Source organism: Oceanobacillus saliphilus, from assembly GCF_023522835.1.
Taxonomy (GTDB): domain Bacteria; phylum Bacillota; class Bacilli; order Bacillales; family Amphibacillaceae; genus Oceanobacillus; species Oceanobacillus saliphilus.
The window spans coordinates 23,359-36,965 of record NZ_JALCZU010000008.1; the positions used below are offsets into that span (position 1 = coordinate 23,359).

A 13,607-nucleotide genomic window follows, 5' to 3' on the forward strand; every position below is an offset into this window, starting at 1 on the left:
CACCAATACGAACAAATACGTGTTCCGAATGAAGTTGCTAAGGTGTTTTTACGATCTGATAAGTACGGACGTTGTCTGCGCCAAACCATAACTTAAAGGCTTGCGAGGAATTCGCCAAGGTTATTCGTACCGACGGGATACACGTCTGACGCGAAGATTTGCGCGCCGGTGTCGGTATCACGGCAGTCAAAATGGTTTCCTCTCTGCTTTTTAATTTTTATGCTCGATTCGAATTTTGTTTCTGGTGCTTACAACGTCGTAAACAGCGATATCAGAACAGGATGCGGCGGGTTATACACAAAGTGTTTGATTTCACGGACCTAGGTAATTTTAAAAACATCTATCTCATCTTTCATAGATTGAGAGATTTGTCAAGAAATTTTGTTAAACATTTCGTGTTTCCATGTGAACAAATGTTCTTGGAGAGCTATTGATAACAGTTAATCTAGTAGTTTATCATTGTATAACAAAGAAAAAAAGGAGGTTAGAGACATGTCGAAAGGTAGAGTTTTTTCAGGTGTTCGTATAAAGGAAGAAAATGCAGTTAAAATCGATGAAATAATAGGACATTTTCAAGGACAGATATCACTTGGAAGTGTACACAAACAAGACGTTATGGATTTGGCAATTGAAAAACTTCATGAGGAAATCTTTCCGGGCAGCGTTATCACTCGAGCGTAGCCATAATAAAAACCAAGCGAAACACCTCGATGTTTTTTTCAGGTGTAGCTCAGCGAGAAAGACTGAAAGAAATGAAATAGAGGCAAAAAAATAGCCCTCGATGCGACATTCGCAACAGGAGCTAGACACAGATTTTAAGTTGCTGACCGGTCCAGGGTCAGAACTACTTTGCTTTGAGTTGTACAAAGACATATCACCCAAAAATATAAGAGAGGTGCATGCCATATGATCGATACAAAAGTAGTATCTACTACTAATAATACCACTAACTCTGAAAAAATCAAGGATCAAGGGGTTATACACAACGAAGAATTCGAAATTATATTAAACAACTACGTGGATAACGCTATACCTGTGAGTGATAGTGATGCTGGCGGGAGCGGCGGGAACAATGGAGGGGGCACAACAGATAGTAGCGATGATGGAGATCCGCCTGACAGGCGCGTAAGCGTGCCTGACGACATTTATGTTCCGAAGTATCTGGCAGATTTCCTGAACGGTTTATCCTTGCCTAACTTAATTGATAAAAAATATCTGTTAGAAGTCGGAGAAGGCGCGCTAACAAGCAAGATTGCTGAAGTGGAAGAACACAATCTGGTATGCGCGGCGCAACTGAGAAAACGCGTGCCGACTAAATTAGAGTTTGATGACGTGGCGATTATCATGATGTCTATCTTCAAATTTAAAAACATTCAGATGACGGACCGTGAGGAGGATACGTTGCTGGCTATGTTTGACGGTAACGCAACCTCACCAAAAAAAGGGGCATATAATTCGAGTCGTGCTCACTTTTACAAACTCATGGAGCGGCTGGCGCCTAAATTTGATCAACGCGAAATGGATAAAGTGATCGATAAGATCGGGCGGGCAGTACCGACAGTCGAGCAGACGAAGGAACGCCACTTGTTCGCGGTAAACAATGGGATCTACAATCAGAGAAAGAAGCAGCTCATGCCGTTTCATTCTAAATATGTGTATCTCACAAAGATTCCTGTGGATTATAAGCCACACCCAATTAACCGTGTTTTGACAGCGCCGGACGGGTACCGGTGGGACGTGGATTCATGGATGAGGGATATTATGGACAATGACGCAGACTCGATAACGTTAATGTGGCAGGTTATTGCGGATTGCCTACAGCCTAACCACTCACGTCACAAGAGTATATGGTTCTATTCGGAAAAAGGAAACAACGGGAAAGGGACTGTCGGTCAGCTAATTAAGAACCTATTAGGTAAAGGGAATTACGCGTCGCTTTCCGTTGCGGACTTTAAACATGAATTTTTGAAGCAAACTTTGCTGAATGTTGCTGCGAATATTGCAGATGAAAACGATGTGGATGTGCATATTGATAGCGTTAAGGACTACAAGGCGTCAATCACAGGTGATGATATCAACATTAATATAAAAAACAAGGCGCCATTACGTATCCAATTTAACGGGACAAACATCCAGATGATGAATGGTCTACCGAAGACCAAGGATAAGTCCGAGTCGTTTTACCGCAGGATTATCCCTGTACCGTTTATGAAGTCGTTCACGAACAATGGGGAGCGGAAATATATCAAGAGTGACTATATTAACCGTCAAGAAGTATTGGAGTACGTGTTACACAAGGCTTTAAACATGGACTTTGACGAGTTTATTATGCCAGCACGTTCGGCAACACTGCTTGATCAGTACCGTGAGCGGAACAATTCTGTGTTAGATTTTTGGAACGAACATAAAGACGAGTTTGTTTGGGATCTGTTACCGACGCAGTTTTTGTACGACTTGTATCTCAAATGGATTATGAAGAACAACCCGAGCGCGGGGCCGATATCTAAAACTAAATTGTCGGAGCAATTACGGAGCGTGATTAGCTCGCAAGGTGATCCGTGGGGGGATGAAACACAAAGTAAATCCGGGGTACGGTCAAACGGGAAAATGGATGACGATGAACCGTTGATTAGTCAGTACGGGTTGGATAGGGTAGAGCATAATGGACAACCGACAGATTGGATGAGCCCTACATACAACGGCTCTCAATCACAGAAAAAAAGGGAATTCCCTAGAAAAACAAAATACCGGGGGTTCATCAGAATCTAAAAAATTTGTACCATTAATGTACCACTACGGAGCATTTCTGTACCACTAAAAGTCGATTTGTACCACTTCTAAATGGTACAAAACAGGAAAAGTGACAGAATCGCTCCGGGAGTCACAGGGAAAAGGAGGGGGGTTGTACCACTAAAGCATCCAATGTACCGCAAATGTACCAGCCTATTTTCAAAAAGTGGTACAGCCTAAACGTAATCATATCAAGGGTTACAGTGTTTTGTACCACTTGTACCACTTATTTTATACTAATTAGATATAAGAAAAGAAAATAGTATATATATAAATACAAAAGAATAAGTAGTTTCTTAGTGGTACAAGTGGTACATTTGCTTTTATGAAGAAGAATTTCCTTATTTCGGACGACCCCCTTGTATACGATAACTGAATTTTTTCTGTGGGATTGTGCAAGCTTCGATTGAATGCATATGGCAAAGCGGTTTATTCGGCATGCCGATTTTCACAATGATCCTATGGAGGTATCACACATAAGTATTATTACCAGATTTCGTCCCCTTCTGGCTTGCCCCAATCAGTTTCTTCGTGCTGATTTTCTTCTGTGACTCCCGCCATTAATTCTTCTAATGTTGGGTCTTTCGGATTTTGGGCAGTTGTGGACATATGATTCACTCCTTTATTGTCTTTTTATTATTCTATGCTATGTCACTGCACAATAGGAACAGCATACATATCATCTTCTTTATCGAATATTTCAGCTATTTCCCATATGCAATTAACGCAACTCACGTCATCGATGATTCTTAATCTTTCTTTTGCATAATGATTACTCTCCTGGGTTTATTATAACACCTTTATATTACTTATCGGTCGTAAAGCAACGTGGATTGTAATCGCATCCGTTAGTGTAAAAACCTATATTTCATTTGAGCATGGTGTGGGACACTTGAATGGTATATATTGCTAGTTTTGTTAGTATTTTTAAATCCAAAATAATGTGTTAATGTGTACATTCGGGATCGTTTATATAGTATGATTAAAATTTCAACATATATTTAAACTTTGTTAAAAAGGAGTTTCAATTAATGAAAAAGCAATTCACAACTCAGATTCTATACTCAAAAAACGTTTCATGGCTTACTGAAATATATAAAAAATGTTTAAAACTAGATTTTGACTTAATGGACGACCTCAGTGACTGTACCGGGGGCGATATTGCATCAATACATACCACAGATGAATTTAGTGAAGGATATGAACTTTTATTAAAAGCAGCAGTGTGTGAATTAGGTGGACATGCAGGACATTATCATTTACTTCTTCAAACAGCTTTCGTTTCTGAACTAGTTGAAGGACAAATTAGTAGTGCCGAGTTTATTACAGAAATTCGTAAAATCATAATAGATAATGACAAAGAAGGGACAGATACGAGCATTATATCTTGTGGTGAAGCTGTTAGAAAGGCAAAAGAAGACATAACTATTTTCAAGGTTTCTATGTCTCGTCATCTGACAGAAATAACAGGTAGTAAGGAACCTATCCCCTTTTATAGATGCGATTATATATTGTTAGAATTAGATAATTACATCGTTAGGTTTCTAAAGTAATGAATTATTAAGTTGAAAACCAGGCATATCTTGCAACTAAAAGGATCACTATCTATGAAAATCTGGTGTAATGTTATGCAAATACCCACTGGCTTAGTTACAATTTGACTATTTTGCATAAGATATTTCAGTTCTTTTTTACATAGAAATCGATATTGTATTTAGAATAAAGTGAGTCAATTGCCCTGTCAATTTAGAGAAAGTTTCGTGTTTGAATTTGTACAAAAAGAACCTCTATTAAGAGGTTCAAGTCAATTTTCTTATTAAAGTAAAGCACCATATAGTTTAAGTACGTTTCTTCACAAACTATGTCTGATCGACTTTTACTGCTTTCCAAATTGTCCATCTATCATTTTCAATTATATTAGTATTTGTTGATAACGATTTGTCTATATGACTTATTAGTAATTGCAATTCTTCATCATTTAACTCATGTAATATACTTCGTCCAGTTCTTTCACTTAAATCCTTTAGTAGTTCGTCTTTATCACTGTAAACTTTTCTTGTTTCCCATAACTTAACTTCTTCTATAGACTTGAACCCAACTTCCTGTAGGGAGTCCATTACATATTTACTAGTGTATCTGCGTTTGGTCTCCATTTCACTTAATCTTGGAAAGAGTTCAGAGAAATACCCTCTAATATGACTATCATTACCTTCTAATAAGCAATCTTCAGGAGTACGGTCTTGTATAATATAAAATCCTTCGTTCTTCAAAACTCGATAACCTTCTTTGAAACAGGCTTTTAGATCTTCGATGTGATGAATCAACGCTCTTTCAAGTAGCAAATTATAACTATTACTATCTAAACCTGTTTCGAGAGCATTTCCATGTTTAAAAATAATATTTTCATATCTTTTACAATTGTCTCTTGCACCTTCAAGTATGGCTTCTGAAAAATCAATACCAGTAACAAAATCCACACCTATTTCCGATAGAGCCTTAGAATAGATTCCTCCGCCACAACCAACATCTAAAGCGTTAGAAATATTTTCAATAGGTACAAGTTTTTTTATTTTTTCAATCCACGACTTGTCAGCATCTCGAGTTGTATAAGTAACTTGATTTTTCTTGTTATGAAAATCCATACTCATCTTGTATACCTCATCTCAGGATTTTTGTATTACTTTTCTAAATCTTAACTCAAAATACACATAACTTAAAATACCAACATTTTATATGAAGTGATATTTTTATCTTATCGATTTCATTACAACGGTTTATACTAAATCCTTTTTCTTGTTCCATAATCTGCCCCGTTAGTTTAAGTGAAATTCCTCACAATATATATTTATAATTATTCTGTAAATTCATTTTATACTAAGCTCTCTAGTTAAGTAAATCATTCAGAGACATTCCTAAAATAATTTGACTTTACAACCTGAAATGAAGGAAGCCATCTTTGTTACCACTCCTGTTCAATTTGAGTACACCCTGGTTAAACAAATGGAAATGTAGTGTCACTTTAGATGCTATCTTGCACCTGTTTTAGTCGATATTTTGCATGTGGGGGTGTCACCACCAACATTTCTTGAAATTTTGTACACTAAGTTAATTTCAATCTAAAAAAGTCGAATTCCCGTAAGTTAGGATTCGACTTTTTTAGATTAGCTTATTCTCCTAAAGCACCATATAGCTAAACAATGGATACCATATTATTTAAGTCAATCCAGTACCTTTTTAAAGTATTATTATTTTCATCAGTAAAATCCTTATCACTTATTCCACCATTATTTAATATCACCTTTTTTGAAGCTTTATTAGTTGAGCTACAAACTAATAGGACTTTCTCTAACTTTAAATCTTTTGCTTTTTCTAAAGTTAATGACAGAATTTGAGTAGCATAGCCCTTTCCTCTTTTTGAGGGTCTAATACCATACCCGATATGCCCCCCAGCATTAAACAGTGGCTCTGTTAAGCGATGGCGAATATTTACGACACCGATCATTTCGTTATTATCGATTAACCAGTATGTGGAGCTTTCTGGAATCCAACTTTCTGGTGGTTCTATCCCTTTTTCACAGTCGGATAAATAGTCTAGCATTGATTGAAAGTTCTTAGGGTCCTTTTTTATTACGAAAGGTATCATTTCCTCTCCACTTTCCTTCCACTCTTGATAGAAATCAATATATTTCGATTTCAAGTCAAATGTGGGTTTTGCTAAATACATAGCTGATATCCCCTTTACCTTTAGTGTTTTTGTCTGTTCAACAATCCTACCCAAACTGTATAAATTCAAAAAAAGGTGATTTTCCTTATTAAACATTGGCACCCGTTAATTCAATAAGACTGGGCCTTTAAATAGCTTAAAAAACCTTCTGCAATTTGATTATATCTACTCTCTACTTTTCCTTCATCCACTGTCACCAGTTTTCTATCTTTCATAACCCACTTACCATCAACCATTACATGTTGAACTGAATCCTCTTTACTATAAAACAATATGTTGTGGAGGTAATTAGAAAAGTTTTCATTGTTCAGCAATGGTTCTAAATCCGAGTTTTTCCTAATAAATACTAAGTCCGCTTTATAACCTTCTTTTATTTGTCCTATACCTTCCTGTAAATCATATGCTTTTGCTCCATTTACAGTTGCCATTTTAAAAATATCCTCGGCAGAGTATTTATGAACGGGATTAGTTATTTTTAATAAATAGTAAGTTAACCGCATTAACTCCCACATGTTCGTATGACCGTAATCAGTACCTAAAGAAACATTTACACCATTTTCAAGCATATAACTAACATCTGCAACCCCTGCTCCTGTATCTAAGTTTGAAATTGGACAATGAACAACAGAACTTTTATGTTTGGCAACTAACTCTATATCATTTTTTGACATATAAACACCGTGAAAGAGTACTGTTTTATCATCGAGTAAACCCAGTTCATTGTAAATGTCGATACTTGATTTTCCGAATTTAGACTTTACTATGTTGTATCTCCACTCATTCTCTAAACAATGCGTCATCATTATAGGATTATATTCATCCTTTGTTTCTTTCAATTTATATAAATCAGCATTGGTAAAGTCTTCTTCTTCTAATAAATGAGAGCCAAATAAAACATTTCCTTCAGATTTACTATAATAATCTCCAATTTCCTCATATGTATCAATTATTCCTCGTATTCCAATCTCGTTTATTGCATCGCTTAGTAATTGTGGCGATTGTGGATCTGAGTCACTTACAAAGGTTACCCCATTTTTAACCATATCAATATAGCTCTTTTGAGCAACATACACAAAATCTTCTTCAGAGACTTCATTGTCGATATAATCAAAGAACAGTTCCTGTATTTTTCCTTGTTCCGAGCCACTGCTCCAATCCTGAAGTGACATTTCCTTCATCAATCCTTTAGTTAGAGGCGAATAACTATGGAAATGAGCATTAACCAAACCAGGGATTACAAAATAATCCGAGCAATCTATTGCCCCCTCATCGTTTGCATCATTAATGTTTAAACGAATTTCACCATTTTCGATATCAATACTTTGTGTTTCAAATTTCATATTACTATTTAGGTATGTTACATTTTTTAACTTCATTTAATTACCCCTTTACTTTTCGGACTACATTTGCCAGTTAGTTTAAGTGAACTTATTCACAAACTAGTTATTTATAATTATTCTGTAAATTTAGTCTACACTAAACTACCTGATTTAGTAAATTCATTCAGAGACATCCCTGCACAAAAGCAATTTGTAGAATAAGAAACTTTTCTTCTCAAAAACGAATGTTTTTGAGACTTTTTTCTTTCACGATTAAATGGCTTATAATTATGGGGAATTCAGTCTTTAAAGATTGCTCAAAATCTATGTATCATATACCTCCTTTTGTGATATAATTTTACTGAAAAGGTGGTATTTTTTTATGAGTCAGTATATTTATGGGTATGCACGAGTGAGTACTCGTCAACAAGAATTAGCACGTCAATTGGATTTATTAGAAAAATATAATTGTAATGAAATTCTGACGGAAAAAATGACAGGAACAAAATCAAACCGGCCAGAGTTAAATCGTTTAAAAGACAAGTTGAGACCAGGGGATATTGTTGTTGTAGAAAGTTTTTCAAGATTAGGTAGAAGCACGAAAGATTTAATTGATCTAGTTAATTATTTTGAAGAAAATAATGTGAAATTAATTAGTGTGAAAGAAAGTTTTGACACTACTACTCCACAAGGAAGGTTAATGATGACCGTTTTTCAAGCTTTTAGTCAGTTTGAAAGAGATTTGATCGTTGAACGAACAAAGGAAGGACTAAAAAGTGCTAGAGCAAGAGGAAGAAAAGGAGGACGACCAAGAGTAGCAACTAAGGATATTACAAAAGCCATAAATCTTTATAATACTGAAGAATACAGTATAAAAGAAATTGTTGAAATGACTGGTATTAGTAGAGCCACTCTTTATCGATATTTAGATAATGATAAAAATTAGAGTAACCTAATGGTACTAGCTTCACTTATTGGAAGGAGCTGTTTTTAATGAAAAAAGAACTTCCACCATTGACTTCTTATTCAGAAGATCAAAGACAAAAGGCTATGAATAAATACAAGTTAATTTCACCATATCTTAACCATGAGAAAAATTTGAAAACTATTGCTGAGGAATCTGGTGTTTCAAAAAGAACACTTCAATATTGGATTGGTAAGTACCAGCAATTTGGATTAATTGGTTTGATTCGAAAGAATCGAACAGATTCAGGAATTTTTAAAGTGGAAAAAGAAGTACAAGAGGAAATTAAGAATTTAATAATTAGTCACAAAAGAAATTCAGTCACTTCTATTCATAGGAAGATTTGTGAGATATGCAAAAAGAATAAGTGGAAGCAACCCAGTTACTATCAGGTTTATGCTATCTCAAAGTCTTTATCACCAGGACTAAAAAAACTAGCCTATGAAGGGAAAAAAGAATATCAAAACACTTATGATTTAATTCACCGACGAGAGGCTAATTATCCTAATGAGATATGGCAAGCTGATCATACCCCATTAGATATAATTGTTTTAAATGAAAAAGGAAAACCAGAAAGACCTTGGCTAACAATTATTTTAGATGACTATAGTCGAGCAGTTGCTGGATACTTTTTAACCTTTCAAGACCCGTCTGCTATACAAACATCTTTGGTCTTACACCAAGCAATATGGAGAAAAAGAAACCCCGATTGGCAAATATGTGGTATCCCCGAAAAGTTTTATACAGATCACGGAAGTGACTTTACCTCCAATCATTTGGAACAAGTAGCTATTGATTTAAAGATTAATCTAGTTTTCTCTACAGTAGGAGTTCCAAGAGGGCGTGGAAAAATAGAAAGATTCTTTTCAACCATCAATCAATTGTTTCTACAAGATTTACCTGGCTATTTCGGAAATCAGAATAACACGGCACTTCTTACTTTTAAAGAACTTGACGATAAATTATCAAATTTCATCATATATAACTATCATCATAGGGTTCATGGTACAACAAAAAAAGAACCTATTAAATCCTGGAGTAATTCTGGATTTCTCCCTAATATGCCAGCTAGTTTGGAAAGTCTGGATTTATTATTATTAAATGTAGCAAAACCAAGGAAGGTTCATTCGGATGGTATTCACTTCCAAGGTTTAAGGTATATAGATACAAACCTAGCTGCATATATTGGTGAAACAGTCATTATTCGTTATGATCCAAGGGATATCGCAGAGATTCGGGTGTTTTATCAAGATAAATACTTATGCACTGCTGTTTCCCCTGAAATTTCTGATTACCAAGTAGATTTAAAAGATATTGTTTCAGCACGAAATAAAGTACGAAAAAAACTCAAGAAACAACTTGATACTGGAAAAACTGTTGCAGAAGAAATAGCTTTATCAAAGCAAAAAGATTTCGAGAACCAGTCGAATAAATCTGATTCTAAAAAGTCAAAACTCAAGAGGTATTTCAATGAATAAAACAAAGAAGTTTATTGAAACAAAAGAATATAAAAGATTTGCAGAGTTTTGTGATGCGTGTATTAAATATAAATATATAGGTATTTGTTATGGTCTGCCCGGTGTAGGAAAAACATTATCCTCAAGGTATTATTCAAATTGGGACTCTATCCAAAAACAAATAGCCTATAAAAACGCAAAGGAAATCGGTGCGAATGCAGATGAAAAGATTCTTGATGCTAGAACGATTTTTTATACAGCCCCAGCAGTACGGGCTACTAAAATGACAGATGAAATTCATAGTATTGGAACTAGAATGGGTATGGTTAGAACTATGTATAAAGTACTTAACAGAGGTGAAGAAGAAGAGTATTCTACTAGTACGTTTGAAGAAATTGACCTGATTATTGTTGATGAGATAGATCGACTAAAAGTGCAAAACTTAGAGCAACTAAGGGATATATATGATCGAAATGATATAGCAATGATATTAATCGGAATGCCTGGAATTGAAAAGAGATTGGCTCGATATCCCCAACTCTATTCTAGAATTGGATTTGCTCATGAATTTGATAAACTCAGTAAAGATGAAACCCATCATATCTTGGAGTTTAAATGGGAAGAACTAGGACTTTCTATAAAACTTGAGGACTTTTCCGATTATGAGGCAATAACTAGCATCATAAAGATTACTGGAGGAAATTTTAGGCTTATACAAAGACTGTTCACTCAAATTGAAAGGATACTTGAAATTAATAATCTTGAAACCATAACAACAGAGGTTGTTGAAGCTGCACGAGACAGTTTAGTAATCGGAATCAAGTAAGCATTAAAAAGCTATCTTTTAAAAGGAGATAGCTTTTAATAATTTATAGTGCAAAATAGCACATAAAAGAGGTGCAAAATAACTCCTAAAGTGACACCCTTATGACAGAGTATACCACTACTGTTCAACTTGAGTATACTCAAATTGAACAATTTTTAAAAAAATAAGTTCTTAACTAATCAATTAGATTAGTGTAAATTGAACCTATATAAATAACTGAAGATGTAAAGGGGAGATTGTGAGGAAAAGCACTTAAACTCTTGGGGCAGTTTAGTTTAAGTAGGACTTCAAGCTTTTAATATTGAATATAAAAAGTGGGTGGAAAATAATGAATAAAATTTATATTATATCTGGACCAGCAGGAGTTGGTAAATCCACAACTTCAAAGGGGCTTGCTGAACAGTTTGACCATAGTGCTTATATTGAAGGTGATTTAATCAATCATATGGTTATTGGTGGATACCTTCCACCGTGGGAAAGCGAAGAATTAACTTCATTAATTTGGAGAAATATAGCCGACTTAAGTATCAATTTTGTTCAGGCGAATAAGAATGTAATCATTGATTATGTTGCTTTCCCAGAAGAAGTAGAAAAATTTTCTCGAAAGATTTATGCTGAGGTAAAAAACGTTGAAATTATATATGTTGTTTTATGGGTCGATAGTGATGAACTGTTAAGAAGAGATGCATTAAGGATTAAAGAACAACAGATGGGAGTAAGATGTTTAGAATTAGTGAATGAATTTGAAAGTAAAGGAATAGATAAACGCTTTCTCTATAATACAACCTACTTACAGCCATCGGATTTAGATGAAATCTTTCTGAATATAAGAGAAAATCCTTCATTCAAATATTAATAAACTAAATGGTGCCACCCTAAAAGAAGGATTACCACCTTTTTTGCTGAATTATTTACTAAAGGGCCAAAGAGTATTGGGGGTATAATTCATGAAGAAAATAATCGAAACAGAGAGGCTGTATCTTAGAGAACTAATAATGGAGGATGTACAAGAGTTATCTAAAGTTCTTTCAGATCCAGAATCGATGCAATACTATACTGAGCCTTTTAATCAGGAGAAAGTGGAAAAATGGATCCAGTGGAATATTGATAATTATAAACAATATAACCATGGTTTATGGGCAGTTATTTTAAAAGATGGGGAAAAATTTATTGGAGACTGTGGCATTACAATGCAAGCAATAGAGAATGAAATAGTACCAGAGATTGGTTTCCATATTATAAAGAAGTATTGGAATAAAGGGTATGCAACAGAGGCAGCAATTGCCTGTAAAGATTATGCTTTTGATATTTTGAATTACCCGAAGATATTTTCATACACTACACTTGAAAATATATCATCACAGAAGGTTGCAGAAAAATTAGGAATGCAGACATATAAGATATTTGAGAAAAATGGTGAAAAACAAATTGCTCAAGTAATATTTAATAAATAAGGGATAAGATATGTTCTTTAACGTTTAAATTTTTAGATGTTGTGAAGGAATCTACTTGAACTATTTGGTGCTTTAGGGGAATAAGCTAATCTAAAAAAGTCGAATCCTAACTTACGGGAATTCGACTTTTTTAGGTTGGAATTCACTTAGTGTACAAAATTTCAAGAAATGTTGGTGGTGACACCCCTACATGCAAAATATCGACTTAAAACAGGTGCAAGATAGCATCTAAAGTGACATTTAAGTATAATTCTCCTGCTTATTTTCCTGATCACCTTTCAGAAAATTTATGGGGTTATACAACTATTTTTATTGTTTGTTTATTTCTGTTGTATACCCTTCATTACTTGATTTCAAAAAATAGGGGTTACTGGTTTATCTATATGCAAATAGAGAGCTATTTAAGAAAACTAAAAAATAATATTGGAAGACAGGCGATAGTAAATATTGTAATGACATTTGTGATATTGATTCCTATTATTATAATAGTATTGGCGTTTATTGTTTTAGGGTAACGTAGACTTCCTAAAGCTTACAGCAATTATCAGGTTTAAAATACCACTTTTTTGCTATTTATAGAGAAAGCAATAAATCATTGCCAAAGTTTATTTGGGGGAGATGGTTCATTAGATAAATTAAATATTAATAGTAAATTTATCTATGGCGATCATTCAAGTATTGCAAAATATATAGAAGATACACATCAAGAAATTAGAAGAGTGCTGGTAAATGAAAAATAAGTAATTTATGATTAACACCCGATTTATAGTTATAGTTCTGATGTCGATAATGATATAGAACAAAACGTGCAACTAACGATAAATCACTAACAGAGGAGAATTGTATATGGCTTACCACCATTAGAAACTGAAGATTAATCACCAAAGAGCAACATTTTTAATTTACATTTTTTATTTTAGTCTACTTAGCTGTCAGGGATACTGGTAGGTATATTGAGCAAAAAACCATATACTTTCTTAACATGCCTTAGTAAATTAAGTTTGATTGATATAACTTTTATAGAAAAATTTTACAATCATATACATAAAATTATTTATATACTATACTTATTA

General features: G+C 34.3%; 11 protein-coding genes and 1 pseudogene. 8 read left to right on the plus strand and 4 right to left on the minus strand.

Annotated elements, in window-relative coordinates; translation table 11 throughout:
* The first annotated feature begins 492 nt into the window (after positions 1-492).
* Both MN204_RS13500 and MN204_RS13505 read left to right on the plus strand, forming a co-directional pair.
* Positions 493-681, plus strand: a complete 189-nt coding sequence (locus tag MN204_RS13500; RefSeq protein WP_249871609.1) for a hypothetical protein — start codon at positions 493-495, stop codon at positions 679-681.
* Positions 682-906: 225 nt separating this feature from the next.
* Complete coding sequence (locus tag MN204_RS13505) at positions 907-2,769, plus strand: DNA primase family protein (protein ID WP_249871610.1); 1,863 nt, start codon at positions 907-909, stop codon at positions 2,767-2,769.
* Between the two features lie 507 nt (positions 2,770-3,276).
* Here MN204_RS13505 and MN204_RS21310 read toward each other — a convergent pair.
* Entirely contained in the window at positions 3,277-3,399 is a 123-nt protein-coding gene (locus MN204_RS21310; protein WP_306798707.1) for an AbrB/MazE/SpoVT family DNA-binding domain-containing protein, read from the minus strand.
* Between the two features lie 422 nt (positions 3,400-3,821).
* Between MN204_RS21310 and MN204_RS13510 the strand changes: the two genes are divergently transcribed.
* Positions 3,822-4,343 (plus strand): hypothetical protein, encoded by a 522-nt coding sequence (locus MN204_RS13510; protein ID WP_249871611.1) that lies wholly within the window; start codon positions 3,822-3,824, stop codon positions 4,341-4,343.
* Positions 4,344-4,649: 306 nt separating this feature from the next.
* Here the strand turns inward: MN204_RS13510 and MN204_RS13515 are convergent, their stop codons facing one another.
* The 3 genes from MN204_RS13515 to MN204_RS13525 form a co-directional block, all read right to left on the minus strand.
* A complete protein-coding gene (locus tag MN204_RS13515; RefSeq protein ID WP_249871612.1) occupies positions 4,650-5,438 on the minus strand; it encodes a class I SAM-dependent methyltransferase in 789 nt (262 codons plus the stop codon).
* A 542-nt stretch (positions 5,439-5,980) separates the two neighbouring features.
* Positions 5,981-6,514 carry a GNAT family N-acetyltransferase gene (locus MN204_RS13520; RefSeq protein ID WP_249871613.1) on the minus strand — a complete coding sequence of 178 codons (534 nt, stop codon included), beginning with the start codon at positions 6,512-6,514 and terminating at the stop codon, positions 5,981-5,983.
* A 110-nt stretch (positions 6,515-6,624) separates the two neighbouring features.
* On the minus strand, positions 6,625-7,890 hold the full coding sequence (locus MN204_RS13525; protein WP_249871614.1) for an amidohydrolase family protein: 1,266 nt from the start codon (positions 7,888-7,890) through the stop codon (positions 6,625-6,627).
* 325 nt (positions 7,891-8,215) lie between these two features.
* Between MN204_RS13525 and MN204_RS13530 the strand changes: the two are divergent.
* From MN204_RS13530 to MN204_RS13550, 5 genes and pseudogenes are all read left to right on the plus strand, one after another.
* Positions 8,216-8,773 (plus strand): annotated as a pseudogene (locus MN204_RS13530) (recombinase family protein); the annotation flags it as partial.
* A gap of 53 nt (positions 8,774-8,826) precedes the next feature.
* Positions 8,827-10,275: a TnsB C-terminal domain-containing protein gene (locus tag MN204_RS13535; protein ID WP_249871616.1), complete on the plus strand. Its 1,449-nt coding sequence runs from the start codon at positions 8,827-8,829 to the stop codon at positions 10,273-10,275.
* Positions 10,268-11,080, plus strand: coding sequence for an AAA family ATPase (locus tag MN204_RS13540; RefSeq protein ID WP_249871617.1), 813 nt, complete (start codon positions 10,268-10,270; stop codon positions 11,078-11,080). Before MN204_RS13535 ends, MN204_RS13540 begins: the two co-directional genes overlap by 8 nt.
* Positions 11,081-11,408: 328 nt before the next feature.
* Positions 11,409-11,936: an AAA family ATPase gene (locus tag MN204_RS13545; protein ID WP_249871618.1), complete on the plus strand. Its 528-nt coding sequence runs from the start codon at positions 11,409-11,411 to the stop codon at positions 11,934-11,936.
* A 91-nt stretch (positions 11,937-12,027) separates the two neighbouring features.
* On the plus strand, positions 12,028-12,534 hold the full coding sequence (locus MN204_RS13550; RefSeq protein WP_249871619.1) for a GNAT family N-acetyltransferase: 507 nt from the start codon (positions 12,028-12,030) through the stop codon (positions 12,532-12,534).
* Positions 12,535-13,607 lie beyond the last annotated feature (1,073 nt).

Excerpts from the sequence above, each read along its gene's own strand:
- MN204_RS13500 (WP_249871609.1), top strand. The coding sequence starts at position 493 with ATGTCGAAAGGTAGAGTTTTTTCAGGTGTTCGTATAAAGGAAGAAAAT.
- MN204_RS13505 (WP_249871610.1), top strand. The coding sequence starts at position 907 with ATGATCGATACAAAAGTAGTATCTACTACTAATAATACCACTAACTCT.
- MN204_RS21310 (WP_306798707.1), bottom strand. The coding sequence starts at position 3,399 with ATGTCCACAACTGCCCAAAATCCGAAAGACCCAACATTAGAAGAATTA.
- MN204_RS13510 (WP_249871611.1), top strand. The coding sequence starts at position 3,822 with ATGAAAAAGCAATTCACAACTCAGATTCTATACTCAAAAAACGTTTCA.
- MN204_RS13515 (WP_249871612.1), bottom strand. The coding sequence starts at position 5,438 with ATGAGTATGGATTTTCATAACAAGAAAAATCAAGTTACTTATACAACT.
- MN204_RS13520 (WP_249871613.1), bottom strand. The coding sequence starts at position 6,514 with ATGTATTTAGCAAAACCCACATTTGACTTGAAATCGAAATATATTGAT.
- MN204_RS13525 (WP_249871614.1), bottom strand. The coding sequence starts at position 7,890 with ATGAAGTTAAAAAATGTAACATACCTAAATAGTAATATGAAATTTGAA.
- MN204_RS13535 (WP_249871616.1), top strand. The coding sequence starts at position 8,827 with ATGAAAAAAGAACTTCCACCATTGACTTCTTATTCAGAAGATCAAAGA.
- MN204_RS13540 (WP_249871617.1), top strand. The coding sequence starts at position 10,268 with ATGAATAAAACAAAGAAGTTTATTGAAACAAAAGAATATAAAAGATTT.
- MN204_RS13545 (WP_249871618.1), top strand. The coding sequence starts at position 11,409 with ATGAATAAAATTTATATTATATCTGGACCAGCAGGAGTTGGTAAATCC.
- MN204_RS13550 (WP_249871619.1), top strand. The coding sequence starts at position 12,028 with ATGAAGAAAATAATCGAAACAGAGAGGCTGTATCTTAGAGAACTAATA.